Genomic DNA, 25,387 nt, shown 5'->3' with positions numbered 1-25,387 from the left:
GGGCCCGGACCCTACGACTGCTCGGGGCGGGTGCCGCGGCCGCCGAGGGCGCGGGAGACATCGCCGGCCTGCTTCAGGGTGGCCCGGAGTTCCTTCGGCAGGGAGAAGAGGAGGTCTTCCTCGGCAGTGACGACTTCCTCGACCGATCCATAGCCGTAGTCGGCCAGGAGCCGCAGCACGTCCTTGACGAGCACTTCGGGGACGGAGGCCCCCGATGTCACGCCGACGGTGGCGACGCCCTCGAACCAAGCCTCGTCGACCTCGTTGGCGAAGTCGACACGGTAGGAGGCCTTGGCGCCGTATTCCAGCGCCACCTCTACGAGGCGGACGGAGTTGGACGAGTTGGCGGAGCCCACCACGATCACGAGGTCCGCTTGGGGGGAGATCTTCTTGATGGCCACCTGCCGGTTGGTGGTGGCGTAGCAGATGTCGTCGCTGGGCGGATCCTGCAAGGTGGGGAACCGCTCCTTGAGGAGGCGGACGGTCTCCATGGTTTCGTCAACGCTGAGCGTGGTCTGCGAGAGCCAAATGACCTTTTCCGGATCGCGGACCGTGACCTTGTCGACCTCGTGCGGGCCGTTGATGATCTGGATGTGCTCGGGCGCCTCGCCGGCGGTGCCTTCCACTTCCTCGTGGCCGTCGTGGCCAATCAGCAGGATGTCGAAGTCGTCTTTGGCGAACCGGACGGCTTCGCGGTGCACCTTGGTGACCAGCGGGCAGGTCGCGTCAATGGTCCGAAGGCCGCGGTCTTCCGCTGACTGGACGACGGCCGGTGAGACGCCGTGCGCCGAAAAGATCACGAGGGCGCCTTCGGGGACCTCGTCGGTTTCGTCAACGAAGATCGCACCCTTCTCCTCCAGGGAGCTGACGACGTGGACGTTGTGCACGATCTGCTTGCGCACGTAGACGGGCGGGCCGTAGTGCTCAAGGGCTTTTTCCACCGCGATGACTGCGCGGTCAACGCCGGCGCAGTAGCCGCGCGGGGCTGCCAGGAGAACCTTTTTGGGGCCGGCGACAGGGGCCGCTGCCAGAACGTCTTCCGGTGAACGCCGCCGGCGCGGAACGGATGGCATCGGAACGGATACAGCGGTGGAGGTCATGCTCCCATGCTACCGGTGTTCAAAGTTGCCCCGTTTGCGGGCCCCGGTCACGCGGACGGCAATTCCCGTGGCCAGCAGGGCCGCTCCGGCCACGGCGGCAGCGACGATCCACTGCCCGAAACCGGCTGAGCACGCCGCGACAAACTCGCTCTTGAAGAGCTCCGCAACATCGTTGCCGCTCGAGGTGGCGGCGATGGCTGCACCGGCAGCGTCGCTGGCAAGTTTCCATACCCCGGCGAGCACCAGCGCCCCGACGCCCATGCCTGCCAAAACGGCCCATCGGCGTCGGGCCGCAACGAACGCGATGACGAAGGCGATGCAGGCGCCGACTGCGACGGCGTATCCCATCGGGGCGTAGACGGTGACCCGTTCGATGAGCTGGCGCTGGTTGGACTGCCCGATATGGATCAGCACCTGGCCGGGGCCCTCCAGCGGCAGGGTGGTTGCCTCAGAAACCTGACGTGCCACGAGTCCCACGAGCGGTGCCACATCAAGAGTCAGCGACGAGGTCACGTCCGCGTCCGGTGGCACCGTGCTGGGGTCGGCGAACGTCAGGCGGTGGCTCTTGCGCAACGTTTCCGCCCAGGCGTCGGAATAGCCGGGCAGCGCGGTCAGCGATTGTGCCGCGTTGTCCAGGACCGGCCGGGCAAGCTGGGTGAGGGCTTCGGGGATGTTGGCGCCGGAGGCCAGGGCGTCGACGGCGGCCGTGGCCAGCCGTTGCTGGAAGGCCGGGTCCTTGCCCAGCGGCGCGGTCAGGGCAACGAAACCGTCTTCCTGGACGATGTTCCGGTCCACCCACATGGCAGGAACGGCGACGGCGGCCATCAAGAGCCCGACGAGGACGGCGGCGGCGGAGACAAAAGTGCGCAAGGGATTCCTAGGAGGTCGTTGGGGTCCCACCCATCCTATGGCGGTCCCGCGCATGACCATAAAGTCAGGCCCCGCTGGTAAAGCTATGGACAGTGAAGCTATGGATAGAGTTGAAAGCGATAACTTCCGGCTGCCGGCCGGCGCTCCCCGACGGGAAGCGGGTGCCGGCAGTCCCGCCCGGGCAAAGGACACGCACGCATATGCACAAGGCATTCCACGAGGCACTCTCCGCCACGGAGCCCACGCATGCCTGAGGAAGCGGCGGCGGCCACCACGCTTCCGGCCACCGCGGCCGAGACCAGCCCGGACAATCCCTGGCCGCTGCAGTTGCTGTCCCAGAAGCTCAAGATGCATATCGACCGCGCACCCTCGGCTTGGGTTGAGGGGCAGGTGATCGAGCTGAACCGGCGGGGCAGCAATGCCTACCTGACGCTGCGGGACATCGACGCCGAGATCTCGTTGCCGGCGTCGGTCTGGACCACCGTGCTGGACCGCCAGGACGCGCCGCTGGAACGCGGCTCCCGGGTGGTGGCCTTGCTCAAGGCCGAATTCTGGCTCAAGACGGGCCGGCTGAACATGTCCGTGAAGGACATCAGGCCTGTGGGGCTGGGCGACCTCCTCGCCCGGATCGAGCGGCTGCGCCAGGCCCTCGCCGCCGAGGGGCTCTTTGCCGATTCCCGCAAGAAGCGGCTCCCGCTGCTCCCGCACCGGATCGGCCTGATCACCGGCCGTGATTCCGATGCCAAGAAGGATGTGCTTCGCAATGCTGCCCTGCGCTGGCCGGCCGTTGAATTCGAGATCCGCGAAGTCGCGGTCCAGGGCAACACCGCCGTCGCCCAGGTGATCGCGGCGTTGCGCGATCTCGATGCCCATCCCGAGGTCGACGTCATTGTCATTGCCCGCGGCGGAGGCGCCCTCGAAGACCTGTTGCCGTTCAGCAACGAGGAACTCATCCGGGCGGTCGTGGACGCGTCCACCCCCGTGGTGAGCGCCATCGGACACGAGGCCGACCGGCCGATCCTCGACGATGTTGCCGACCTCAGGGCTTCGACCCCCACCGACGCGGCGAAGAGGATCGTTCCGGACGTCGTCGAGGAGCTTGCCCGGGTCCGGCAGGCGCGCGATCAGCTCCGCCGCGGGGTCGTCCGGCTCGTCGAACGCGAGGGCGACCGGCTGGCGTCCCTGCGCTCCCGCCCGGTGCTGCTGTCCCCCGACGTCATGATCACCCAGCGCCACGACGACGTCGAACGGCTCAAACTCCGCTCGCACTCGGCCATCAGCACAGCTGTGGTCCGGGCCGCGGACCAGCTGGTCCACCTCAAGGCCCAGGTGCGGGCACTCTCGCCGCAGAAGACGCTCGATCGCGGCTACGCGGTGGTCCAGCTCGCCGACGCCGGCGCCGCCCCCGGGACCCGCCGGGACGTCGTGCGGCACCCCTCGCAGGCGCCCGCCGGCACGGACCTGACGGTCCGGGTGGCCGGGGGCCGCTTCAGCGCACAGTCCACCGGCGGCCAGGTACCGGCCGAGGAGTGACCCGCCGGAGCGACTCCGCGGAGCGACTCTGCAGAGCGCATCGCCGGGCCCCGGAACAACCCGACATTGCTGTCAGCAGACACGGCAATCATCAGACATTGCACTAGCCAGATTTCGCACAAAACCAGACCCCGCACTAACCAAGGAGCACCACCCGCATGGCAGCAGAATCAATCCCCAACGCGGACATCGAGGCCCTGAGCTACGAGGACGCCCGCGAGCAGCTGGTCGGCGTGGTCGGCAAGCTGGAAGCCGGCGGCGCCAGCCTGGAGGAGTCACTCGCGTTGTGGGAGCGCGGCGAGGCGCTGGCCAAGCGCTGCGAACAGTGGCTCGAAGGCGCCCGCAAGCGGCTCGCCGCGGCCCGCGACCAGGCCGTGGAGGAGAGCTAGGAATCCGCCCCTTAGAGACCGCAGTTCAGGACCGCAGCACCAATTCGCGTTCCATGTCGACGTCGAGGTCCGGAACCGGCCACTGAAGTTTCAGGCTCTCGAGGGCTTCCAGGAGCAACTGCTGCACGGCGATGCGGGCGTACCATTTCTTGTTGGCCGGCACCACATGCCACGGGGCCAGCTCGGTGCTGGTCTTGTCGAAGGCCTTCTGGTAGGCGTCCATGTAGTCCGCCCAGAAGGCCCGCTCCTTCAGGTCCCCGCCGCTGTACTTCCAGAGCTTGGCGGGGTCGTCCAGACGGGCCAGGAGGCGCGCCTTCTGCTCGTCGCGGCTGATGTGCAGCATCACCTTGACGATCTTGGTCCCGGCCCCCGTCTGCCGCGCTTCAAACTCGTTGATGGCCCGGTAGCGGCGCTCCAGCTCCTCGGGGCTGGCCCAGCGGTGGACGCGGTGAATCAGGACGTCCTCATAGTGGGAGCGGTCGAAGACCCCTACCATCCCGGACGCAGGCACTTCTTTCTCAATCCGCCACAGGAAGTCGTACGACTTTTCCGCCTGGGTGGGTGCCTTGAAGGACTTGAGCTGGACGCCGTGCGGATTCATGGCGCCCATGACGTGGGTGACGATGCCGCCCTTGCCGGCAGTGTCCATGGCCTGCAGGACCAGCAGGATCCGTTTGGTGCCGCCGAACCGGGACTCGGCGAAGAGCTGCTCCTGGAGCCGGGCGAGTTTGTCGTCCAGCCTGTCCAGCAGCTCCTCGCCGTCGGGCTTCTCGCCGTCGTAGCCGGGGGTCGAGTCGGGGTCCAGCGCCTTCAGGCTGAAGCCCTTCCCGACCTTCAGGAGTTTCGAGGGGTGGTCATCGAATGTCGCGGAGCCTGCCATCAACGCCTCTTTCCGGTTGGCGCAGCGCGGGCCGCGGGGGGCGAGTGCCCCATTGCGCTGCTGACCGAAGCCTAGTTCCCCTTGTACCGGCTCAGGAAGTCCGCCATCCGGTTAATCGCTTCCTCGAGGTCCTTGACGTTGGGCAGCGTCACCATCCGGAAGTGGTCAGGCCGGACCCAGTTGAACGCCCTGCCGTGGGAGAGGAGGATCTTCTGCTCGCGGAGCAGGTCCAGGACGAATTTCTCGTCGTCGCGGATGTGATAGGCCTCAGGGTCCAGCCGCGGGAACAGGTACATGGCACCGCGGGCTTGCTGGGTGCTGACGCCCGGGATGGCGTTGAGCATGTCGTAGGCCTTGTTTCGCTGCTCCAGGAGCCGCCCGCCGGGCAGGATCAGGTCATTGATGCTCTGATAACCGCCGAGGGCGGTCTGGATCGCGTGCTGAGCCGGAACATTCGCACAGAGGCGCATGTTGGCGAGCAGGTTGATGCCCTCAAGGTAGTCCGCCGCGGCCTTCTTCGGCCCGGAGATGGCCATCCAGCCGGCCCGGAAGCCGCAGACCCGGTAGGCCTTGGAGAGCCCGCTGAACGTCAGGCACAGGACGTCGTCGCCCGTGAGCGAGGCGAGGTTTACGTGCACGGCGTCTTCGTAGAGGATCTTCTCGTAGATTTCGTCGGCAAAGAGAACCAGCCCGTGCTTCTCGGCGAGGGCGACGATCTTCTTCAGCGTCGCCTCCGGATACACCGCACCCGTGGGGTTGTTGGGGTTGATGACCACGATGCCCTTGGTGCGCGGCGTGATCTTCGCTTCCAGGTCCTCGAGGTCGGGCTGCCAGCCGGACTCCTCGTCGCAGAGGTAGTGCACGGGCTTGCCGCTGGCCAGGGCGACCGAGGCAGTCCACAGCGGGTAGTCCGGGGTAGGGATCAGGACTTCGTCGCCGTCGTCGAGCAGGGCCATGAGCGACATCGTGATGAGTTCGCTGACGCCGTTGCCCAAATAGATGTCATCAACGTGGATGTTCTGGATCCCGCGGGTCTGGTAGTACTGCGAGACCGCGGTGCGGGCGGAGAAAATGCCGCGGGAGTCGCTGTAGCCCTGGGCATGCGGCAGGTGGCGGATCATGTCCACCAGGATCGCGTCCGGCGCTTCAAACCCGAACGGGGCCGGGTTTCCGATATTCAGTTTGAGGATCCGGTGACCCTCTGCCTCCATCTGCTGGGCGGCCTGAAGAATCGGTCCACGGATGTCGTAAAGGACATTATGAAGCTTGGTGGACTGCTTGAATTCTGCCATCCATCAAATATGCCATATGGAGGATGTACTTCCGCTGAGACATGACTCACACCCGGCCCCGGCGGTAACAACGACGCCGGTGGCCGGGCTTCTGGCCCGTCCACCGGCGTCGCCGGTATGTCATCACGTCGGCATCAAGTCGCCGTCAGTTCGTCGACGGCCCGGCGGGGGTCGGGCGGGTCCGCTTCCGGCATGTTGCCGCCGCGCTCCCCTTGCCTCGATTCCCTGCCGTGCCGGCTACTGCTTGACGAAGCCCTTCTCCTTCAGCCACGCGTCCGCGGCGTCCTTCGGGTTCTGCTTCTGGCTGCCGCTGACGGCACGGTTGAGGTTGATGAGGTCATCCGTGGTGAGGACCTTGGACACAGCGTTCAGGGTTTCCTTGGCCTTGTCCGTCATCTTGGCCGAGTTGTACAGCGGCAGGACCTGCTGGGCGATGAAGTTGTTCTTCGGGTCCTCCAGCACCACGAGGTCGTTGTCCGGGATGGACGGGGTGGTGGTGTAGATATCCGCAACCTGGACCTGGTCCGAGAGCAGCGCCTTGAGCGTCACCGCGCCGCCGCCGTCGCTGAACGGCTCAAGGCTCTTGGGCACGCAGTTGTAGTTCTTCTTCAGGCCGGGCAGCCCGTACGCGCGCTCGGCGAAGGTTGCCGGGGCTCCGATGACAAGGTCTCCGCAGACCTTCGCCATGTCCTCGATCGACTTCAGCTGGTACTTCTCGGCCGTGGCCTTAGTGACCACCATGGCATCCTTGTCCTCGGCCTTGGAGGCGTCGAGCACCGCCAGGCCCTGCGGCAGCTTGGTCGGGAGTGCCTTCGCGATGTCCTCGGCGGAGACCTCGGTGGCGTCCTTGTTCACGTAGAGCAGCAGGTTGCCGCTGTAGTCGGGTACGACGTCCACGGATCCGTCCTGGACCGCTTTGATGTAGACCTCGCGCGAGCCGATGTTCGGCTTCGTGCTGGCCGTGACGCCGGCGGCATTCAGGGCGCCGGCGTAGACCTCGCCCAGGATCTGGCTCTCGGGGAAGTCAGCGGAGCCGATCACCAAGGCGCCGCTGCTGGCCGGGGCCGAGCTCAGCGGATTGGATGAGCCTCCGCAGGCGGACAGGGCCATGGCCAAGCCCACGCCTGCGGCCAGGCCGCCGAATGCGCGCCGGCCGAGGGCTCGTTGGCGGGATTCCTTCATGACATACCTCCTTGAACAACAGTCCCCGCGAATACGGGGTCTGTGAGATCAACCGCAGCCTGCTGGCTGCGGTCTGGCTGGGAAAAGGCGCCCCGTGACAGGAAGAGCCTCTGAATCAGGGCAAGGACAAGGTCGACGGCGATGGCGAGGGCCGCGATCAGCAGGGACCCGCCCAGCATCTGCGGGAAGTCGGAGAGCACCAGCCCGTCGAACAGGTAGCGGCCCAGGCCGCCCAGATTGATGTAGGCCACCACCGAGACGGTCGCGATCACCTGGAGCACGCCGGTCCGGAAGCCGCCGTACATCACGGGGAGCGCGTTGGGGAATTCCGCACGGAACAGCACTTGCATCTCGGTCATGCCCATGGCACGGGCGGCATCAACGACGTTGGCGTCGACGCTGGAGATCCCGGCGTACGTGCCGGCCAGCAGGGGCGGGACCGTCAGGATCACCAGTGCCCAGATCGGCGGCATCAGCCCGATCCCGGCGACCAGGACGAACAAGGTCAACAGGCCGAGGGTGGGCAGGGCACGCAGCGCACCGGCGAGGGCAACGATGGCCACCCGCCCGCGGCCGGTATGGCCCACGAACAGGCCCACCGGCACAGCGATCGCGATGGCGATCACCATGACGAGCCCGGTGTACGCCAGGTGCTCGGCAAGCCGCACCGGAATCCCGTTGCTGCCGCTCCAGTTTGCGGGATCGGTGAGCCAGTTGAAGGTGTCCGTGACGACGTTGCTCATGCGGTGCCCCCGGCCTTGGACTCAGAGAAGCGCCGCGCGACGCCCCGCCGCCCCGGCGCTTCATCGCCGGCTCCGGGTTTGGCGGCTCCTGCCGGGCCGGCCGCCCGCGTCCACGGCGTCAGCACCCGTTCCAGCAGCACCAGGACCGAGTCCATGAGGAGCGCGAGGACCAGGATGGCGATGATGCCCACCACGACTTCGGTGACGAAGTCCCGCTGCAGGCCCGAGGTGAACAGCATCCCCAGGTTCCCGATGCCGAGGAGGGCGGCGACGCTGACCAGCGAGATGTTGCTGACCGAGACCACGCGCAATCCGGCGAACATGACCGGCAAGGACAGCGGCAGGTCGATCTGGAAGAACCGTGCAACCGGCGTGAAGCCCATAGCGACGGCGGCCTGGCGGAGGTCCTCGTCCACCGAATCAAAGGCGTCCAGGGCGGCGCGGACCAGCAGCGCCACCGCGTAGATGGTCAGGGCGACCACCACGTTGACCGGATCCAGGATCCGGGTTCCCAGGATGGTGGGCAGGATGATGAAGAGCGCCAGCGAGGGGATCGTGTACAGCAGCGAGGACCCGGTGAGCACCACGGACCGGAGTCCCCGGTTCTGCCGGGCAAATTGGGCCAGAGGGATGGAAATCACCAGGCCAAATATCATCGGCAGGACCGCGAGGACAAGGTGCTGGCCTGCGAGCGTGAAGACCTCCGCGCTGTTGGCCAGGAACCACTCCATCAGAGCCCTCCGTGCCGGACATTGCGGTCGGACTCGATCACGGCGAGGACTTCGGCTGCGGCGATGACCCCGGCTACCCGGCCGTCGGTGTCGACCGCGACGCCAAGGCCCGACGGGGAGGACAGGGCCGCGTCCAGGGCCCGGCGGAGGGTCTCGCCCTTGCGGAAGAGCGAGCCGCCGGGCACCATCGCCGGGGCGGCACCGGCACCGGTGCGGGGGCCGGCCCAGCCAAGGGGACGGAGCTCGCCGTCGACCACCAACTGCCAGTCGTCGGAGCTGCCCTCCTGCCGGAGCTGGTCCGGCGTGACTGTGCGGATGGGGTGGATGGTGACGCCGTCGGACGGGCTGAATCCCAAGTGCCGGAATCCCCGGTCCCGGCCCACGAAGGACGCCACGAAGTCGCTGGCGGGGGCGCGCAGGATTTCTTCCGCGGCGGCGTACTGTGCCAGCTTGCCGCCGATGCCGAACACGGCCACCTTGTCGCCCAGGACGGTGGCCTCGTCGATGTCGTGGGTGACAAAGACGATGGTCTTGGCGAGGTCGCGCTGGAGCCGGAGGAGCTCCTGCTGCAACTCGTCGCGGACCACGGGGTCCACGGCACTGAAAGGCTCGTCCATGAGCAGCACGGGCGGATCGGCTGCCAGCGCCCGCGCGACGCCGACGCGCTGCTGCTGGCCGCCGGACAGCTGGGAGGGGTAGCGCTTGCCGAGTGAGGAGGCCAGCCCGACGACGTCGAGCAGTTCCTGCGCGCGCCTGCGGGCCTCCGTTTTGGATACCCCGTTGAGCCGGGGCACGGTGGCGATGTTGTCCAGCACTGAGCGGTGCGGCATCAGGCCGGAGGACTGCATGACGTAGCCCATGGACCGGCGCAGCTGAGCGGCCGGCACGGAGGTGACGTCGGCGCCGTCGACCGTGATGGTGCCGGATGTGGGCTCGACCATGCGGTTGATCATCCGCAGGGAGGTGGTTTTCCCGCAGCCGGAGGGTCCGACGAAGACCGTGATGGCGCCCTTGTCGATGGACATGGTCAGCCCGTCAACGGCGGCCTGGCCGCCCTGGTACTGCTTCGTGACGTTTTGGAACTCGATCATGGCTTCGGCCATTTCCGGGCTTACCTAACTGTTGGCGCAACATCGAACGGACCAGCCTACTGTTCGTCAGTGTGCCGGCCATAAAGCAGTTAGCACTTAGACTAACCAGCACTCATGACAAAGTCATGGAAATGTGGCCAGCGGCGCAGCGGCTCCTGTAAGGCTTCGGAACCACAGCGGCGCCGGATGGGTGGCGGGCCGCACAAGCTTCCGGCCCGCCACCCGGTCCGCGGCGGCAAGCCGCGGTGCACGTCAGCGGGGGCGCCGGCCAGCTTTGCCGCCCTTACTGCTGACAGTGCCGTCCTTGCCGCGGGCGCTCTTGCCGCTGCGGTCCCGCGCTTGCTCGTGGCTGTCCCGTTCGGCCGACCGCTGGCTCTTGCCCGCCGTCGCGATCTTCTGGTGCCATTCACGCTGGTAGGCCCGCCGCGCGGCCGCGTCGTGGCGCCGGGCGAGGGCGGCGAGTTCGCGCTGCAGCTTGAGGTAGCTGGACCAGCGGCGGTCATCGAGGACGCCGTCGACGAGCGCGGCCTGGACGGCGCAGCCGGGCTCCCGGCCGTGGGCGCAGTCTGAGAAGCGGCATTGCCCGAAGAGCTCCTCGAGGTCGCCGAACATCTCCTCCATTCCATCCCCGGCGTCGAAGATCCCGAAGCCGCGCACTCCCGGCGTGTCCATCAGAACCGCGCCGCCGGGCAGGGGAACGAGCTCGCGGGACGTGGTGGTGTGCCTGCCCTTGCCGTCGCCCGCCCGGACTTCCCCGGTCTCCTGGGCCGCAACGCCGGCGAGGGCGTTGATGAGCGTGGATTTTCCGGCCCCCGAGGGCCCCAGCAGCACCAGGGTGCCGCCGGGCGGCACATGGCCGAGCAGTTCGTCGAGGCCGTCGCCGTGCTCGGCCGAGGTGGTGACGACGTCGACGCCGGCCGCCTGGCGCACCACCGTCCCCACGACGTCGTCCGCCACGTCCGCGAGGTCCGCCTTCGTGACGATTACCAGAGGTGTGGCCCCCGAGTCCCAGGCCGCGACGAGAGTGCGTTCCAGCCGGTTGTGCGTTAATGGCCGATCCAGCGGGACGACGATGCCCACCACGTCGATGTTGGCGCCCAGCACCTGCGCGTCGGAGGATGACTCGAAGGCACGCTTGCGGCTCAGCTCCGAATGACGCGGCAGGATGCCCACGATGGCGGGCTCCCCCGCCGTGTTCGGACCGATCCAGACCCAGTCCCCCGTGGCGGGAGGCTCCCCGCCGCGGGGGTAGGCCAGATGGGCGGTGCCGCCAGCCTCGGCCACCAGGACGAGGTTGCGGTCCACCCGGATGACGCGGCCCGGGCGGCGGCCTCCCGGCACGGGATGGGCCGCGTACCGCTCCGCGACGCCGGCCGTGTAGCCGTAGCGGACAGGACCCGTGTCCAGTGACGTGGTGTCCGGTGACGTGGTGTCCAGTGAAGTGGTGTCAAGCGACGTGGTGCCGAATGAGTTGGTGTCAAGGGCGCCACGGGCGCCCGGGAATGCAGCAGGATTGGTCAACGAAAAACCCTTGATGGGGCCCCGTGGTACGGCACATGGGCGCTCGCTGCGGCGTGCGGAGCCGAGCATGCGTGGGAGACTAGCGGGAACGGCTAGGCTGCGCCGTGGGACGGGGCAGGAATAATGACATGGCTTGTATCGGCGCGCTGTGCGCTCAGAAATATCGCGTTCATTGCTTCCACCTCCCCGTCCTTTGCCGGCTGTCTGCGGCTGTTTATTCCGGCCAGTCAATCGGGCCAACCATTCTGGCTAGTTCCCGGACCAAGGGCCGCCCGGCGATTTCTACACAATAGCCAAGGGGCCCGCGCCTGGCTAGGGAGTCAGCCGGAAAGTTTGCCGTTCAAGGGCCGCTCGCGGTAAAGGCGCAGTCCGGCATCCACCAGCGAGACCCTGTTCAGCTCTGCCACCTCATCCAGCGGAATCCATGCCGCGTGGGTGGTGCTCCCGTTCACCTCGTGGCGGAGTTCTCCGCCGGTGATCGTCGCGTCGTAAACGAGCCGCAGCGACTGGAAGTCCCGCTCGCCGCCGTCGAGCCGGACCTCGGAAGGCCAGTGCCCGACGTCGATCCCCAGCATGGCGCCGATCTCGGCGTCGTAGCCGGTTTCCTCCTGGATCTCCCGGCGGCACCCGTCGACCGGATGTTCGGCCAGGTCCAGGCCCCCGCCGGGCAGTGTCCAGCCCTCTCGTCCGTCCTGTTTCCAGTACGCCAGCAGGATCTCGGCGTCGCGGATGATGACGGCGTAGGCGGCGGGCCGGGTATCGAATTGCATGCTCATCCCTCCAGCGTAGTAGCCGCCGGTTTTCCGCCGGCCGACCGCTGCTCTGCCTAGTCCTGCTCTGCCACCAGCTGCAGCACCCCGAACACGGGTTCCTGTTGCAGGACCCGCACATCGGTGATTCCGGCGGCGGCCAGTGCCGTGCGGAACGACTCCTGCAGCCGTGGCACGTTCATGCCGAGTCCGCTCCCCAGGATGACGGGTCCGTCGATGCCGAGCTGCCTGACGGTCTGCTCCGCCAGGTCGGCGAGGTCGCGCCCGGCCTGGTCCATCAATGCCTGGCTCGGCAGATGGCCGGCATCCGCGGCCTCCACCACCAGCCGGGCCTGCTGGGCCCAGAAACGGCGTCCGGTCTCCGGTGAATGGAACAACGCGATCAGTTTGTTCGGGTGGTCCACCCCGCAGGATGCCAGGAGGGCCTTGGTGAGTTCGTCCGGTTCCAGCCCCTGGTTCATCCGGCGCAGGCTGTGCCGGACGGCCTCCCGGCCCAGCCAGTAGCCGCTGCCTTCGTCGCCGAGCAGGTAGCCCCAGCCACCGGCCCGGGCTTCCTCGCCGCGGCTGTTCCTGCCCCACGCCGCCGAGCCGGTGCCGGCGATCACAGCGACACCGGTGCTGGCCCCGCCTGCCGCGAGCAGCAGCCGGGAGTCATGGACCACCGTGACCCGGGCCCCGGGCACGTGCGGGGCAATCAGCGCGGCGAGCGCCGCCGCGTCGTCGTCGGTGTCGATGCCGCCGGCGCCGGCGTAGACCTGGGCGACTTCTCCCCCGCCGATCCGGGCGAAGAGTTCGGCCAGGTTGCGGGCGGCTTCCTCGGGGGTGACGTTCTGGACGTTGGAGCTGCCCACGGATTCGTCAGCGACGGGGATGCCGTCCTCGAAGCGGACACCCCGGGTCTTGGTCCCGCCGATATCCAGCCCGATCACGGCACCCTTCGCCGCCGGGGCGGCGTCCGTTGCCGGAACGGTCGCACCGGCCGCAGTGCCGGTCGAGGTGGTGGAAGATGGGACGGAGTCCGCCGCCGGCGGGTTGTCAGTGTTAGTCACTGGAACAGAGTACTGAATCGCTGCAAGGAGCCCGCAATGCCCCACGACCTTTTCGGCACCCCCGTCATTGCGGCGCCCATGGCCGGAGGTACGTCCACGCCCGCGTTCGTTGGGGCCGTGCACCGGGCCGGCGGCCTCGGCTTCCTGGCGGCAGGCTACAAGAGCGTAGAGGCCATGCAGGCGGAAGTCCGCACCACCCGGGAATCCGGCGCCCGGTTCGGCATGAATGTGTTTGTCCCGGATCCGGGCCAGCTGACGCCGTCCGCGGCGGTGGTGGCGGAGCTTGAGGAGTACCGCCGGGAGTTGCGTACCGAGGCTCTGCGGTACGGTGTGGAACTCCCTCCGTTGCGGCTGGATGATGACGACGAGTGGCAGGCAAAGATTGATGCCCTGCTGGCAGATCCCGTGGAGCTGGTCAGTTTCGCCTTCGGGCTCCCGGGCCCGGACGTGGTCCGGGCCCTGCGGCGGGCCGGGTCGGCGGTGCTGGCCACTGTCACCACCGCGGCCGAGGCACGGCAGGCGGCCGGACAGGGTGTGGACGCCCTGGTGGTGCAGCACGCGAGCGCCGGCGGACATAGCTCGGCGTTCCTTCCGGCGCCGGCGCCGCCAGCGCGGCCGGCCGGTTCCCCGCTTCTCGGCTCATCTCAGGGCGGGTCATTGCATGACTTCTCCCGGCAGGGCGGCACGACGGCGGAGCTGCTCGCGGAGGTCCGGTCCGCCGTCGACCTGCCGCTCGTGGCGGCCGGCGGCGTGATGGACGCGGCAGGGCTCGACGCCGTGCTGCGCGCCGGGGCCGTCGCGGCCCAGCTGGGCACGGCCTTTCTTCGCACGGACGAAAGCGGGGCCCGGCAGCTGCACAAGGATGCCCTGGCGGATCCGCACTTCACCCGGACCCGCCTGACGCGTGCCTTCACCGGCCGGGCGGCGCGGGCCTTGGATAACGAATTTATCCGCGACCATCCCGGGGCGCCGGAGGCCTATCCGGCTGTCCACCACCTCACGGCGCCCCTCCGGGCTGCGGCGGCCGCCGCCGGGGATGCGGAACGAGTGAACCTGTGGGCGGGCACGGGCTGGCAGCAGGCAGAGGCCGGACCGGTGGCCGGGGTCCTGGCGCGTCTTCTGGGCTGAGCGGGCCGCCGCAGCGCCGAGGTCACCCCAGTTCGCACCGAATTCGCCGGAAGCGCCCCATTTCGCCGTAACCTTTCGGCGACTTCGCAGCCTTCCGGCGAACTCGCGCCCGCAGGACCGGCACCCGGCGGCCGGGCACCCCTCGGCCAGGCTCAGCCTTCCGAGCGTTCCCGCACGAAACCGGCCAGGAGGGCGGGCCCGTCGCGCAGCACGAGTTCGCGGAACAATCGCACGGGGTCCGGCTCGGCGTCGGCCCCGCCACGGCGTTCCCGCCAGGCAAGGCCGATCTCGCGGAACGCCAGGGCCGAATCCAGGGGAATTTCCACCCACCCGGGGCCGCCGTCGTCGACGCCGTTGCCCGCGGAGGGGACGTGCGGCGCGGGTCCCCGACCGCCGTCGTCGGCGCCGTTGCCTTGGCCGTTGCCGTCTGACGGGTAGCGCCGCCCGGGCGCGGAGCCGCCAGGGGGCAGGATGCTCACGCCGAGCCCGGCCGAGACCAGCCCGCGGACGGTGTGCGAGTCCTGGCTCTCGAAGGCGATACGGGGACGGAATCCTGCCTCCCGGAACAGCGCGTCGGTCAGCGAGCGCATGCCGTAGCCGGTTCCCATCGCCACGAACGGCTCGTGCCGGATGTCGGCAACCCGTGCCCGAAGGCGGCGGGCCAGCGGATGCCGGTGGTTCACCACCAGGCGCAGCGGTTCCCGGTACAGGGCAGCCGAGCCGATGCTCCTGCCCGGTGCGGCAACCGGGGCCGTGAGCGCCAGGTCGGCGGAGCCTGCGGCCAGTTCCGCGAGGCAGCCGTCCCGGGCCCCCTGGCTGAGGTCAAAGGCAGTCTGCGGATGCCGGCTCCGGAACGCACTGATGAGCAGCGGCAGCATCGCCTCGCCGAAGGTGTGCTGGAAGGACACGGCAATCCTGCCACGGACCACTTCCGATTCGTGCCGGACAACATCCAGCCCGGTCTGGAATTCTGCCAGGGCGGCATCGATGTGGGGCAGGAGGGCCTTCGCGGCAGGAGTCAGCCGCACCCCGCGGCCGTCCCGGATCACCAGGTCCGTACCCACGATGGCACTGGCGCGGGCAATCGCCCGGCTCACGGTCGACTGCGGCAACCCTAGGATCTCGGCGGTCTCGGTGATGTGCTCGGTCCGGCCGAGTTCTGCCAGCAACGGCAGGAGGGGCAGCAGCTGCACCAACTGCCTGTGTTCTACATCCACGCCCTGCCCGCCTTCTTCCGCTCTCTTCGGGATTTCTGCCATAAATGTTCCATATTTGCTATCTATCCTATGGAAATCATGCATTGGAAGCATCCCTCAGGCACGTTCTACCCTGAAGGCATGCCTCGCGTTTCCGCGGCTTCCGTAGCCGGTCCCACTCCCGCGGCCATCTCTGCTGCCAAGGCTGCCCCGTGGGCGGGTCACCCGAAAGGCTCCGAGGCCTACCGCCGGATCCTCGCCGGACTTGCCTTCGCCGGCGTCGCAACGTTCGCCCAGCTCTACTCCACCCAGGCGGTCCTCCCCATTTTGGCGGCGGATCTGAAGGTCGCGGCCGCCGAAGCCGCATTGACGATCTCCCTGGCCACCGTGGGGCTGGCCGTAACGGTGCTCCCGTGGTCCTTCCTGGCCGACCGGATCGGCCGCGTCCGGGCCATGATGTGGGGCATTTCCGCGGCCACGGTCCTGGGCCTGCTGGTCCCGCTGGCCTCCAGCTTCCCCATGCTGCTGTGCCTGCGGATGCTTGAGGGTATGGCCTTGGGCGGCATCCCGGCCATCGCCATCGCGTACCTCAACGAGGAGGTCTACAAGGCCCATGCCGCGCTCGCCGCCGGAAGCTATGTCGCCGGGACCACCCTGGGCGGCCTCGCCGGCCGGCTGGTCGCGGGCCCGGTCGGCGAACTGTGGGGGTGGCGGGCCGCGGCCCTGGCCGTCTCCGTACTGGCCACCGCTGCCGCCGTCCTGTTCCTCGTGCTCGTGCCGCGGGCGCAGGGGTTCACGGCCGCGGCTGCGGGCGGCTTCCGCGGGGCCGTCCGGACCCTGGCCGGCCATGCCCGCAATCCCCGGCTGCTGGCCCTGTACACCCAGGCATTCCTGCTGATGGGTGGCTTTGTGGCCGTGTACAACTACCTCGGGTTCCGGCTTTCGGGGGAACCATTCAGCCTGCCGGCCACGGCGATCAGCCTGATCTTCCTGGCCTACCTCTCCGGAACTGTTTCGGCGAGGTGGGCGGCAGGGCTGACCCTGCGGTTCGGCCGGCGCACCGTCCTGATCACCGGGACGGCGCTAATGGCCGGCGGCCTGGCCCTGACGCTCACGCAACTGCTGGTCCCGATCCTGATCGGGCTGCTGCTGTTCACCGGCGGCTTCTTTGCGGCGCACAGCATCGGTTCAGGCTGGACCGGACTCATCGCCACGACAGGCCGGGCGCAGGCGGCCTCGCTGTACAACCTCGCGTACTACCTCGGCTCCAGCGTGCTCGGCTGGGCCGGCGGCCTGCTCTTCCAGGGACTCGGCTGGACGGCCCTGGCACTGGCCGTCATCGGACTGGCCGGCGCGACGGCGGTGATCACCGCCGTCGCGCATCCTGCGCAGGCCCCGGCACCCGGAGGCGCGGCAACCGTGGACGCCGCAACCGGAGCCGCCCCAGCCGGGAGCACGGAGGCACCCGGCGGGACGGCCGCGGTCGGCGGCCAGGCGGCCGTACCCCGGTAGGCACCAGAAGGCCGCACCCTACCGCGTTGCCTCGATCGCCTGCACGAGGTCGGCGATGATATCCGCCGGGTCTTCCAGCCCCACGGAGATCCGCAGCAGGCTCGCGTGGGGCTTGGCCGAGGCTTCGACCGGACGGTGGGTGAGTCCGGCCGGGTGCTGGATGAGGGTATCGATGCCGCCGAGGGAGACGGCGTGCGTGATCATGGCGACGGCGGCCGGGATCCGCTCGGCGTGCTCGGCGGTGGCGAGCTCGAAGGCCATGAGCGATCCCGGGCCGGACATCTGGGTGCCGATGAGGCCCCGCGGGTCGCATTCGGCCAGGCCCGGGTAGTAGACCCGATTGACGAGCCCGTGCCCTGCCAGGGCAACCGCGACCTTTCCGGCGCTGGCCTGCTGGGCGCGGACCCGGACGGGAAGCGTCGCCAGTCCGCGGTGCAGCAGATAGGCCGGCCACGGGGTCAGGATTCCGCCGGTCACGGCCCTGATCTGGCGCAGACGCACCGCCCAATCGGAGGCCGTGGCCACCACGCCGCCCATGGCGTCGCCGTGGCCGCCCAGGAACTTCGTCGCACTGTGCAGCACCATGGCGGCACCGTGCCTGAAGGGCTGCTGCAGCACCGGGCTGGCGAACGTGTTGTCCACCAGGAGCGGCACGCCGTCGGCAGCGGCAACCACCCGGGCAATATCGACGAGCTCCAGGGTCGGGTTGGCCGGCGTCTCCAGGATCACCAGGCCCGTGTCCGGACGGAGGGCCGCACGAACGCCATCGGGCGTCGTGAAAGTGACCTCGTTGCCGAGGACCCCGGAGGCGAGCAAATAGTCGCTGCCGCCATATAGGGGCCGCACGGCCACGACGTGCTTCTTGCCGGCCGCGACCACGGCGAGGAGCACCGCGCTCAGCGCCGCCATGCCGGTGGCAAAGGCGACGGACTCGGGGGTGCCTTCCAGGACGGCGACGCCCTCTTCGAACCTTGCCACCGTGGGATTCCACAGCCGCTGGTAAACGGTACTTTGACCCTCCACGTGCGAGCCGCCCGTGGCCATGTGCTCGTAAGCCAGGCCGCCGTCGTGCACGGAGGGAAGGGGCGCGGTCGTGGACAAATCGATCGGCACCGCATGCACGCCCAGTTCGGTGAGCCCGTCCCGGCCTGCATGTACCGCCATTGAATCTTGAGAGAGCACCTTACTCCTTACGAATATTCACCATTGAATGCCGCAAGTATCTGGCAATAATTCGAGGTTTAGTAGGGGTTCTGAATGGAACTGTTGGATTGTGCCGCTTATGATGAACTGACAACACTTCAAGGAGGATCCGTGAGCAGCAGTGCGAAGAATGTTCGGCCGGGAGCGGGTGCCAGCGAGCCGCTGGACGCGATCGACGAGCGCCTGCTAGCTGCCCTCGTCGCGGATGCGCGCATCTCGAACAAGCAACTGGCAGAGCTCGTGGGGATCGCGCCGTCGACGGCCCTGATGCGCACCCGCGCCCTGTCGGAGCGCGGCATCATCGAGGGCTTTGAGGCCAAGCTGAGCCTGTCCGCGATCGGGCGCTCGGTCCAGGCCCTCATCGCCGTCCGGCTCCGCGCCCACGACCGCGAACAGATCGACCGCTTCACGGCCCGGGTCCCCAAGCTCCCGGCAGTGCTCTCGACCTTCCACACCTCCGGATCAGTGGACTACCTGCTGCACATCGCCGTGGCCACCACCGAGGACCTCCGGGACTGGGTGCTGGATAACCTTGCCACCGATCCCGTCGTGGGGCACACCGAGACCACCCTGGTGTTCGACCACATCCAGGGCAACCACGGCCCGCTGCCGTAAGCTGGCTGCCTCCCGGGTTGCCGGGGCCTTCTCCGGGGCCTTCTCCGGGCCCGTTTCCGGGCCCGTTTCCGGGCCGACCCCTGGCCGCTAGGCCCGCCGGCGCAGTGCGCTCCGCAGGGTAACCGCCGCCAGGGTCAGCGCAGCGGCAGCGCACACCACGACAAAGCCGGCGACGGCACTCTGCAGCCCCACCATCCCGGTCGCGAGTCCCAAACCGATCACCGGGATGGCGCTCCCGAGGTACGTGATGACGTAGACAGTGCTGATGATCTGGGCATGCCGGGCGGCCTCCACCTTGCCGGCAACATCGTTGAAGACGGTCCGGAATGCCACGCCCTGCCCCACGCCGGCAGTGATGCTGGCCAGAATGAGCAGCCACGGGCTGCTCCATGCGGCGGCTGCGGCGATCATCAGGACTGAAATGCCCAGGACGGCCAGGCCCGCGGGCACGGCGAACCTGCCCCGGACCGCCAGCAGCTGGCTCAGGGCTGAGGAACCCAGCGTCAGTCCGGCCAGCAGCCCGATCAGCGGCCGTGAATCCGCGTGGACAATCTGGGCAAAATAACCGGGCGCGAGCGAGAGGCAAAAGCCGAAGACGGTGAAGCTCAGGAAGCCCACGGACGAGGCCAGCCAGAAAGCGCCCCGCGCCTCGCTGGAGACGGACGGACGCCGTGGCGCCAGGACCCGCAGCGGCTGAGGACCCGCATGCAGGCTGATGGCGGGCCGCGCTTTGAGCAGGTAGAGCGGCACTAGGACGGCGGCGAGGACCACGGAGTGCACGTAGTACGGCGTCGAGGTCGGCCCGGGCAGCAGCGACAGCACTCCACCGATCGCAGGGCCGGCGGCAACGCCACCCGCCGAGGCCAGGAGCGTGAACCGGGAGGCCCACTCGGGCCTGCTGGGCAGGAGTTCGCGGAGCGCGGCAGAACTCGCGCCGGTGGCAAGCGCTACGGCGATGCCCTGCAGCGCGCGCCCGACGGAGAGCGCCACCAGGCTGCCCGCGGTGGCGAAGACAAAGCCGCCGGCCAGGCCCACCAGGACCGCCAGCATCAGTGCGGCGCGTCGTCCGATGTGGTCGGACCAGTGGCCGGCCAGGACGAGCGTGGCCACGAGCGCCAGGACATAGGCCGAGAACGCCACCGTGACATCGAGTGACGTAATTCCGAGCTTTGCCTGCAGCAGGGGGTACAACGGCGTGGCAAGATTCGCGCCGACGAGCAGCGTGAAAATCACGACTCCGGCCATCACGAGCCGTGCGGTGGTGGACGCGTCCCAGCCCCAGCGGTCAGCTGTGGCCGGGCGCATGCGGAGTTCACTGAAGACTGTCATGTCCGTGCCCTTGCAAAATATCGGGCCAGGCTTTCCCTTTGTGGGGGAACAGCCCGGCCCGGTCGAAGATTGGTATCTATAGGATGCGACACCAGTGAGCTGCATGGCCAAGTTTTGTGCCAGAATTGAGCAAAACAGTCATTCTCAGGCTGTCGAAGTGAACCGGAGTGATGATTTGAACAGTCTGGACCCCACCGACCTGAAAATCCTGCTGGAACTGATCCGGGATCCGCGGATCCAGATCGGTGACCTCAGTGACGCCCTGGGCATCGCGCGGAACACCGCCCAGTCGCGGGTGCGGCGCATGCTGCGCTCGGGCATACTCCACGACGGCGGCCGCGAGATCGACCTCGAAGCGGTGGGCTACGACGTCGTCGCCTTCGTGACGATCGAAGTCAACCACCGGGAACTCGACGGCGTCGTAGGCGCGTTGCGGCTGATTCCACAGGTGCTGGAAGTCCATGAGATCTCCGGGCGGGGCGATGTCTGGTGCCGCGTGGTGGCGACCGATACGCATAACCTTCAGGCAGCCCTGCGGTCGATCCTGCGGATCCGGGGGGTCATCCGCACCGAAACCGTGCTGGCGCTGCACACCCATATCCCCTACCGGACCGAGCCGCTGATCAGCCGGCTTGTCCAAAGCAGCGCCCTGGCTCCCGGCCGATCCGCGTCGCGCCGGGGCGGTGCCGACGAACTCCAGGTGAACACTGGATAATGTCCCGGTGACTATCATCGACAACGCCGTCTACGTTGACGGTATCCGTGCCGTCGAGCCGCGGAACCTCGAGCAGACCTTCGAGACCCTGACCGAGCACGGCGGCATGGCCTGGATTGGTCTCTACCGGCCCACGCCGGAGGAGATGGCCGCCGTCGCGGCGGAGTTCGACCTGCACGGCCTGGCGGTGGAGGACGCGATTTCGGCGCACCAGCGGCCCAAACTGGAGCGCTATGACGACAACCTGTTCACGGTGCTCCGGCCCGCCCGGTACCTGGATGAGACCGAAACCGTGGAGTTCGGCGAATTGCACGTCTTTACGGGCCGTAACTTCGTGGTCACCGTCCGGCACGCCGAGACGGGGGTGGTGGGTCAGGTCCGGCGCCGGATGGAACGCCGCCCGGACCTGCTGTGCCACGGCCCGGAGGCGGTCCTGTACGCGCTCATGGACCAGGTGGTGGATGACTACGGCCCCGTGGTCGCCGGACTGGAAAACGACATCGACGAGATCGAGGACCAGCTCTTCAGCGGCGACCCTCTGGTCTCACGGCGCATCTACGAACTTGCCCGGGAGGTTATCCATTTCCAGCGCGCCATCCATCCGCTGCCGGCAATGATGCAGCAACTCCGGCGGGGCTTCGAAAAGTACCGGGTGGACACGGAACTGCAGCACAGCCTCCGCGACGTCGAGGACCATGTGGAGCGGCTGATTTCCCGCGCCGATTCCTTCCGGGACCTGCTGCAGAACGCGCTCACCCTGGACGGGACCCTGACTGCCAACCGGCAGAATGAAGCCAGCGCGGAGCAAAACGAGCAGGTCAAGAAGATCTCGTCCTGGGCCGCGATCTTTTTCGCCCCGACCTTCGTGGCCGGACTGTACGGCATGAACTTCGACCACATGCCGGAGCTGCACTGGGCGCTGGGCTACCCGATGGCAGTCACTCTCATGGCAGGCACGGCGGCGCTCATGTACGCCATCTTCAAGAAGAAGGGCTGGCTCTAGGACGATCCGGTTCCGCGAACGACCGGAGCTAACCCGAAGTCCGCCGGTTCCGAGCCTGGGCCACGAGCCGGCGGAACGCCAGGACGAAGATGACCTCTATCACCGCCATGAGCCCGAGCAACAGCCACTTCCCGCTGCCGATGAAGACGATGGCTCCGGTGAGGACCAGAATGCTGCCGAGCGCCAGGGAGTAGACGGCAAATCCGAAGGCCACCCGGGCGCTGCGGACGCCCGTCCGAAAGCCGAAGCCTTGGGGTTCCCCGCCGGGGTAGCCGGCAACGCGGTCCGGGCCAGCCGGCTTGAGGCTGTCGAACTCCTCCCACGGATCGCGGTCCTGCTGCTGGTCGGTCATGCTTCCATTATCCCGCGGACCCGGCACCGCGCGCCCGGCGGCGGGCCTGCGGTGTCATTTTTCCGCGGTGTCGTTTTCGGGCCGTGGCGTTTTCGGGCCGTCACGACGGCGGGGGCCCGGACCACTGGTCCGGGCCCCCGCTTTGCAGGGCTTTCTAATTAGTCGTCGTGGCCGTGACTACCGGAGCCGCCGTGTTCGTTGGACGTGCCGGCGTGGTCGCCGCCACCGTCGCCGCGGTGTCCGTCAGCGTTGGCCTGGCCAGCAGCGCGGTGTGCGTCAGCGTTCTGGTGTGCCCATCCGCTGTTGCCGTTCCCTTCGTGGGAACCGTCAGATTCCGGAGCGTCGGCGGAACCCTGTCCGTCATCTTCGGCCGGTGCCGAGGGAGCAGCAGGTGCCGGGGCAGCCGGCGACTCGGGAGTGGCGGGGGCCGCCGGAGCAGAGGCGGGTGCACTCGGCGCAGCGGAATTCTGCTGGTCTTCGCCCTGGTCGTCGCTGCCCTCGTTCCCGCTCTGGTCCGTACCCTGGTCATCCGCTGCCGGGGTTTCCGAGTCAGTGGGATCGCTCGGCGCGGCGGACTCCTGGCCGTCGGCCCCAGGCGTCTGCGACCCGGCCGGATCGCTCGGCTCGGAGGTCGCGGTGTCGCTGGGCTCGGACGTCGGGGTGTCGCTCGGCTCAGATGAGGGGCCGTCGCTGGGCTCCGCAGTCGGGCTGTCGCTCGGCTCGGACGTCGGGGTGTCGGTCGGGCTGTCGCTCGGCTCCGCCGTCGGGGAGTCGGTCGACGTCGTCGACGTGGGGTCAGCCGGGAAATCGGCGGTCGCGGCAGCAGCCGCCGCGCCTGCCCCGCCGGTGACGACGACGGATGCAACTACTACTGCCTTGCCGGTGGTGCCCAGTGCGCTGAGCCAGCCGAAAATTCCTGCCATGGGAGATTCCTTTCACAACGGATAGTGAGACCGCTGCCGGTCCCCCACCGGCAGCCAGCGCCACATTACCCTTCAGAATCAGCCGTTTTGCGGCTCATCAGCCACTTCTGCCCCATCCTGAGCCAATGCTGGGCAAACGCTGAGCTTCCGTTCATCTCCGCGTTCTTTAAGTCGCGTTCTTTAGCCGGCGTCCACTCAGGCGGCGCGGACGTCAACCTCGCCGGGCTGCGAGCCGTCACTGCCGAAGACCAGGTGACGGTTGGCGATTTTCTCACTAAAGAAGCGGTCGTGACTGACCACCACCACCGCCCCGGGGAAGTGGAGCAGTGCCCGCTCCATCACTTGGGTGCTGGTCATGTCGAGGTGGTTGGTGGGCTCATCCAGGAGCAGCACCGAGGCCCCGGACAGAAGGCACTGAGCCATGGCGACGCGTGCTTTCTGTCCACCGGAGAGATTCCCGATCTTCTGGTTGAGGTCGGCCTCGGAGAACTGGAACATCGCGAGGAACCTGTTGACGGACTTCTTCGTGGCGCTGAAGGCGAGGCTGTCCGGCAGCGCGTTGACCGCGTGGGACACGGTGTCGGCGTCGTCGAGCTCATCCAGCATTTGGTTGTATGACACAAAACCCGGCCCCTTGGCCCAGGCCACGTCGCCGGAATCCGCCTGTTCCTCGCCGGCCAGGACTTTGAGCAGCGTTGACTTGCCGCTGCCATTGGAGCCCAGGACCACAATCCTGTTGCCGCGGCGGATCTCAAAGCTCAGGTCTTCGAACAACACTTTGTCGCCGTAGGACTTGCCCAGCGCTTCGACACGGCAAAGGACATCCTTCACGTGCAGGCCGCCGTAGATCTCCGTGACGATCTGGTCAACCGGCCGGGGCGTGCGCGATTTCTTGATCTTGGCCAACTGGTTCCCAAGCCCGCGGCTGGCGGCCTTGGTGGCCTCGCGGCGGTCGGCGATGCCCTCTGCTTCGAAGGCCAGAAGCTCGGATTCATGGACGAACTGCGCCTCAAGCGTCTTGAGCCGGAACTGCTTCTGGACAACGTACTCGGCGAAATTTCCCGGGTACTCGTGCAGGTGGAAGTTCTCCACCTCGATGATCCGGGTGACGACGGCGTCAAGGAATTTCCGGTCGTGGGAGACGATGATCGCGGCGCCCTTGAAGTCGCGGAACCAGCTTTCCAGCCATTCGACGCCGGCCACATCCAGGAAGTTGGTGGGCTCGTCGAGGAGCAGGACATCCGGGCCCTCCAACAGGATCTTGGCCAGGGCGGCGCGGTTTCGCCAGCCGCCGGACAATTCGTCAATCGAGCAGGTGCGGTGGGCCTCGCTGAACCCCAGCGTGGTCAGGACGGTGTCGATGCGCCGCGTGTAGTCCCATCCGTCGAGGCGGTCCATGTCCTCGAACAGCTCGGCCTGACGCCGGATCAGCCGGTCGAGTTCGGCGCCGTCAGGATCCGCGGCAATGGCAGCGTCAATGGCCGCGAGCTCGGCCTCGGCAGCCTTGATGTCGACGAACAGGCCGTCAAGCACCTCAAGGATTGTTGCCTCGCCGTCGAGCTCGGAAAACTGGGAGAAGTACCCCACCCTGGTTCCCTGTTCCACGGTGACCGTTCCGGTGTCCGGGGAAACCTGGTCCAGGATCAGCTTGAGGATGGTCGTTTTGCCGGAGCCGTTCTTGCCAATCAGGCCCACCCGGTCTCCCGGCTCGAGGCGGAAGAACGCCTCGCGGAGGATTTGTGCGTTCTCGAAGCGGACCCCGACGTCGTGCAGGCGGATCAGGCTCATTGCTGCGCGAGACGGTTGCGCACGATTTCGCTGACGGCCTTGCCGTCAAAACGTCCGGCCACCTTGGCGGTGACAGGCTTCATGACTGCCCCGAGCTGGCGAAGAGACAGTTCGACGCCCTCGGCCTTGAGCGCGGCGATGGCCTCGTCCACGATCGTCTCGACCTCCGCCGCGGTGAGTGCCTTGGGCAGGTAGGCCTCGATGACTTCGGCCTCGGCGATCTCGGCGGCGGCACGTTCGGTTTCTCCGGCTTCGGTGTAGATGCGGGCCGTGTCGCGGCGTTTGGCGGCTTCCTTTTGCAGGAGGGAAGTCACCTGCGAGTCGTCCAGGACGATCGGCGTCTTGCCCGACTTCTCCCGGGTTTCGATCTCGCCCAGGACGTTGCGCACAGTGGTGAGGGCAACCTTGTTACGGTCCTTCATGTGGCTCACGACGTCGGCGTGCAGTCGTTCTTTCAGGGTGGTCATTGTTC

25 protein-coding genes are annotated in these 25,387 nt (G+C 67.8%); 7 read left to right on the top strand and 18 right to left on the bottom strand.

Annotated elements, in window-relative coordinates:
* Positions 1–11: 11 nt before the first annotated feature.
* Entirely contained in the window at positions 12–1,100 is a 1,089-nt protein-coding gene (locus tag ACVWYS_RS04400) for a 4-hydroxy-3-methylbut-2-enyl diphosphate reductase (protein ID WP_091248953.1), read from the bottom strand.
* Between the two features lie 9 nt (positions 1,101–1,109).
* A complete protein-coding gene (locus ACVWYS_RS04395) occupies positions 1,110–1,970 on the bottom strand; it encodes a hypothetical protein (RefSeq protein ID WP_456508517.1) in 861 nt (286 codons plus the stop codon).
* 246 nt (positions 1,971–2,216) lie between these two features.
* Between ACVWYS_RS04395 and xseA the strand changes: the two genes are divergently transcribed.
* Together xseA and ACVWYS_RS04385 are read left to right on the top strand one after the other, a co-directional pair.
* Complete coding sequence (gene xseA, locus ACVWYS_RS04390) at positions 2,217–3,503, top strand: exodeoxyribonuclease VII large subunit (RefSeq protein ID WP_456508516.1); 1,287 nt, start codon at positions 2,217–2,219, stop codon at positions 3,501–3,503.
* 158 nt (positions 3,504–3,661) lie between these two features.
* The gene (locus ACVWYS_RS04385) at positions 3,662–3,892 is read left to right on the top strand and encodes an exodeoxyribonuclease VII small subunit (protein ID WP_116767306.1); all 231 of its coding nucleotides are present in this window, start codon (positions 3,662–3,664) and stop codon (positions 3,890–3,892) included.
* A gap of 25 nt (positions 3,893–3,917) precedes the next feature.
* Here ACVWYS_RS04385 and ACVWYS_RS04380 read toward each other — a convergent pair whose 3' ends face one another.
* From ACVWYS_RS04380 to ACVWYS_RS04340, 9 genes are all read right to left on the bottom strand, one after another.
* Positions 3,918–4,772, bottom strand: a complete 855-nt coding sequence (locus ACVWYS_RS04380) for a polyphosphate kinase 2 family protein (RefSeq protein ID WP_456508515.1) — start codon at positions 4,770–4,772, stop codon at positions 3,918–3,920.
* A gap of 71 nt (positions 4,773–4,843) precedes the next feature.
* Positions 4,844–6,064: a pyridoxal phosphate-dependent aminotransferase gene (locus tag ACVWYS_RS04375; RefSeq protein WP_456508514.1), complete on the bottom strand. Its 1,221-nt coding sequence runs from the start codon at positions 6,062–6,064 to the stop codon at positions 4,844–4,846.
* A gap of 237 nt (positions 6,065–6,301) precedes the next feature.
* On the bottom strand, positions 6,302–7,246 hold the full coding sequence (locus ACVWYS_RS04370; RefSeq protein WP_456508513.1) for an ABC transporter substrate-binding protein: 945 nt from the start codon (positions 7,244–7,246) through the stop codon (positions 6,302–6,304).
* Positions 7,243–7,989, bottom strand: a complete 747-nt coding sequence (locus tag ACVWYS_RS04365; RefSeq protein WP_456508512.1) for an ABC transporter permease — start codon at positions 7,987–7,989, stop codon at positions 7,243–7,245. The genes ACVWYS_RS04370 and ACVWYS_RS04365 overlap by 4 nt, the downstream gene beginning before the upstream one ends.
* Positions 7,986–8,720 (bottom strand): ABC transporter permease, encoded by a 735-nt coding sequence (locus ACVWYS_RS04360; RefSeq protein WP_344362585.1) that lies wholly within the window; start codon positions 8,718–8,720, stop codon positions 7,986–7,988. The genes ACVWYS_RS04365 and ACVWYS_RS04360 overlap by 4 nt, the downstream gene beginning before the upstream one ends.
* Entirely contained in the window at positions 8,720–9,823 is a 1,104-nt protein-coding gene (locus ACVWYS_RS04355; RefSeq protein WP_344362583.1) for an ABC transporter ATP-binding protein, read from the bottom strand. Before ACVWYS_RS04355 ends, ACVWYS_RS04360 begins: the two co-directional genes overlap by 1 nt.
* A 240-nt stretch (positions 9,824–10,063) precedes the next feature.
* Positions 10,064–11,248 carry a ribosome small subunit-dependent GTPase A gene (gene rsgA / locus ACVWYS_RS04350; protein WP_456509131.1) on the bottom strand — a complete coding sequence of 395 codons (1,185 nt, stop codon included), beginning with the start codon at positions 11,246–11,248 and terminating at the stop codon, positions 10,064–10,066.
* A 404-nt stretch (positions 11,249–11,652) separates the two neighbouring features.
* Entirely contained in the window at positions 11,653–12,108 is a 456-nt protein-coding gene (locus ACVWYS_RS04345) for an NUDIX hydrolase (RefSeq protein WP_091248929.1), read from the bottom strand.
* A 50-nt stretch (positions 12,109–12,158) separates the two neighbouring features.
* Complete coding sequence (locus ACVWYS_RS04340) at positions 12,159–13,151, bottom strand: N-acetylglucosamine kinase (protein ID WP_456508511.1); 993 nt, start codon at positions 13,149–13,151, stop codon at positions 12,159–12,161.
* 36 nt (positions 13,152–13,187) lie between these two features.
* On the opposite strand from ACVWYS_RS04340, the gene ACVWYS_RS04335 reads away from it, so the two are divergent.
* Positions 13,188–14,279 (top strand): NAD(P)H-dependent flavin oxidoreductase, encoded by a 1,092-nt coding sequence (locus ACVWYS_RS04335; RefSeq protein ID WP_456509396.1) that lies wholly within the window; start codon positions 13,188–13,190, stop codon positions 14,277–14,279.
* A gap of 152 nt (positions 14,280–14,431) precedes the next feature.
* On the opposite strand, the gene ACVWYS_RS04330 is transcribed toward ACVWYS_RS04335, so the two are convergent.
* On the bottom strand, positions 14,432–15,496 hold the full coding sequence (locus ACVWYS_RS04330) for a LysR family transcriptional regulator (protein ID WP_344363108.1): 1,065 nt from the start codon (positions 15,494–15,496) through the stop codon (positions 14,432–14,434).
* A 120-nt stretch (positions 15,497–15,616) separates the two neighbouring features.
* Between ACVWYS_RS04330 and ACVWYS_RS04325 the strand changes: the two genes are divergently transcribed.
* Positions 15,617–16,987, top strand: a complete 1,371-nt coding sequence (locus ACVWYS_RS04325) for an MFS transporter (RefSeq protein WP_456509395.1) — start codon at positions 15,617–15,619, stop codon at positions 16,985–16,987.
* Between the two features lie 18 nt (positions 16,988–17,005).
* Here the strand turns inward: ACVWYS_RS04325 and ACVWYS_RS04320 are convergent, their stop codons facing one another.
* Positions 17,006–18,151: a trans-sulfuration enzyme family protein gene (locus ACVWYS_RS04320; RefSeq protein ID WP_456508507.1), complete on the bottom strand. Its 1,146-nt coding sequence runs from the start codon at positions 18,149–18,151 to the stop codon at positions 17,006–17,008.
* Positions 18,152–18,301: 150 nt separating this feature from the next.
* Here ACVWYS_RS04320 and ACVWYS_RS04315 point away from each other — a divergent pair, with 150 nt between their 5' ends.
* Positions 18,302–18,805 (top strand): Lrp/AsnC family transcriptional regulator, encoded by a 504-nt coding sequence (locus tag ACVWYS_RS04315; protein ID WP_091248924.1) that lies wholly within the window; start codon positions 18,302–18,304, stop codon positions 18,803–18,805.
* A gap of 87 nt (positions 18,806–18,892) precedes the next feature.
* Here ACVWYS_RS04315 and ACVWYS_RS04310 read toward each other — a convergent pair whose 3' ends face one another.
* Positions 18,893–20,134, bottom strand: coding sequence for an MFS transporter (locus ACVWYS_RS04310; RefSeq protein WP_456508506.1), 1,242 nt, complete (start codon positions 20,132–20,134; stop codon positions 18,893–18,895).
* 175 nt (positions 20,135–20,309) lie between these two features.
* Between ACVWYS_RS04310 and ACVWYS_RS04305 the strand changes: the two genes are divergently transcribed.
* Both ACVWYS_RS04305 and corA read left to right on the top strand, forming a co-directional pair.
* Positions 20,310–20,849 (top strand): Lrp/AsnC family transcriptional regulator, encoded by a 540-nt coding sequence (locus tag ACVWYS_RS04305; RefSeq protein WP_456509130.1) that lies wholly within the window; start codon positions 20,310–20,312, stop codon positions 20,847–20,849.
* Between the two features lie 7 nt (positions 20,850–20,856).
* Positions 20,857–21,852, top strand: coding sequence for a magnesium/cobalt transporter CorA (corA, locus tag ACVWYS_RS04300; RefSeq protein ID WP_456509394.1), 996 nt, complete (start codon positions 20,857–20,859; stop codon positions 21,850–21,852).
* Between the two features lie 28 nt (positions 21,853–21,880).
* Here the strand turns inward: corA and ACVWYS_RS04295 are convergent, their stop codons facing one another.
* The 4 genes from ACVWYS_RS04295 to ACVWYS_RS04280 all read right to left on the bottom strand — a co-directional run bounded on the left by ACVWYS_RS04295 (position 21,881) and on the right by ACVWYS_RS04280 (position 25,382).
* Positions 21,881–22,204 carry a hypothetical protein gene (locus tag ACVWYS_RS04295; RefSeq protein WP_456508505.1) on the bottom strand — a complete coding sequence of 108 codons (324 nt, stop codon included), beginning with the start codon at positions 22,202–22,204 and terminating at the stop codon, positions 21,881–21,883.
* A 158-nt stretch (positions 22,205–22,362) separates the two neighbouring features.
* The gene (locus tag ACVWYS_RS04290; RefSeq protein WP_456508504.1) at positions 22,363–23,127 is read right to left on the bottom strand and encodes a hypothetical protein; all 765 of its coding nucleotides are present in this window, start codon (positions 23,125–23,127) and stop codon (positions 22,363–22,365) included.
* Positions 23,128–23,322: 195 nt separating this feature from the next.
* The gene (locus ACVWYS_RS04285; RefSeq protein ID WP_456508503.1) at positions 23,323–24,915 is read right to left on the bottom strand and encodes an ABC-F family ATP-binding cassette domain-containing protein; all 1,593 of its coding nucleotides are present in this window, start codon (positions 24,913–24,915) and stop codon (positions 23,323–23,325) included.
* Positions 24,912–25,382, bottom strand: a complete 471-nt coding sequence (locus ACVWYS_RS04280; protein ID WP_116767292.1) for a GatB/YqeY domain-containing protein — start codon at positions 25,380–25,382, stop codon at positions 24,912–24,914. Before ACVWYS_RS04280 ends, ACVWYS_RS04285 begins: the two co-directional genes overlap by 4 nt.
* Positions 25,383–25,387: the final 5 nt, after the last annotated feature.

The sequence above is a fragment of the Arthrobacter sp. TE12231 genome (assembly GCF_054062895.1).
The sequence above is the reverse complement of the archived record's forward strand: the minus strand, read 5'-3'. Positions and strand labels throughout refer to the sequence as shown.

Bases quoted from the DNA above. Each gene is read 5' to 3' on its own strand.
- ACVWYS_RS04400 (WP_091248953.1), bottom strand. From the start codon at position 1,100: ATGACCTCCACCGCTGTATCCGTTCCGATGCCATCCGTTCCGCGCCGG.
- xseA (WP_456508516.1), top strand. From the start codon at position 2,217: ATGCCTGAGGAAGCGGCGGCGGCCACCACGCTTCCGGCCACCGCGGCC.
- ACVWYS_RS04385 (WP_116767306.1), top strand. From the start codon at position 3,662: ATGGCAGCAGAATCAATCCCCAACGCGGACATCGAGGCCCTGAGCTAC.
- ACVWYS_RS04380 (WP_456508515.1), bottom strand. From the start codon at position 4,772: ATGGCAGGCTCCGCGACATTCGATGACCACCCCTCGAAACTCCTGAAG.
- ACVWYS_RS04375 (WP_456508514.1), bottom strand. From the start codon at position 6,064: ATGGCAGAATTCAAGCAGTCCACCAAGCTTCATAATGTCCTTTACGAC.
- ACVWYS_RS04370 (WP_456508513.1), bottom strand. From the start codon at position 7,246: ATGAAGGAATCCCGCCAACGAGCCCTCGGCCGGCGCGCATTCGGCGGC.
- ACVWYS_RS04365 (WP_456508512.1), bottom strand. From the start codon at position 7,989: ATGAGCAACGTCGTCACGGACACCTTCAACTGGCTCACCGATCCCGCA.
- ACVWYS_RS04360 (WP_344362585.1), bottom strand. From the start codon at position 8,720: ATGGAGTGGTTCCTGGCCAACAGCGCGGAGGTCTTCACGCTCGCAGGC.
- ACVWYS_RS04355 (WP_344362583.1), bottom strand. From the start codon at position 9,823: ATGGCCGAAGCCATGATCGAGTTCCAAAACGTCACGAAGCAGTACCAG.
- ACVWYS_RS04345 (WP_091248929.1), bottom strand. From the start codon at position 12,108: ATGAGCATGCAATTCGATACCCGGCCCGCCGCCTACGCCGTCATCATC.
- ACVWYS_RS04335 (WP_456509396.1), top strand. From the start codon at position 13,188: ATGCCCCACGACCTTTTCGGCACCCCCGTCATTGCGGCGCCCATGGCC.
- ACVWYS_RS04325 (WP_456509395.1), top strand. From the start codon at position 15,617: ATGCCTCGCGTTTCCGCGGCTTCCGTAGCCGGTCCCACTCCCGCGGCC.
- ACVWYS_RS04320 (WP_456508507.1), bottom strand. From the start codon at position 18,151: ATGGCGGTACATGCAGGCCGGGACGGGCTCACCGAACTGGGCGTGCAT.
- ACVWYS_RS04310 (WP_456508506.1), bottom strand. From the start codon at position 20,134: ATGACAGTCTTCAGTGAACTCCGCATGCGCCCGGCCACAGCTGACCGC.
- ACVWYS_RS04295 (WP_456508505.1), bottom strand. From the start codon at position 22,204: ATGACCGACCAGCAGCAGGACCGCGATCCGTGGGAGGAGTTCGACAGC.
- ACVWYS_RS04290 (WP_456508504.1), bottom strand. From the start codon at position 23,127: ATGGCAGGAATTTTCGGCTGGCTCAGCGCACTGGGCACCACCGGCAAG.
- ACVWYS_RS04285 (WP_456508503.1), bottom strand. From the start codon at position 24,915: ATGAGCCTGATCCGCCTGCACGACGTCGGGGTCCGCTTCGAGAACGCA.
- ACVWYS_RS04280 (WP_116767292.1), bottom strand. From the start codon at position 25,382: ATGACCACCCTGAAAGAACGACTGCACGCCGACGTCGTGAGCCACATG.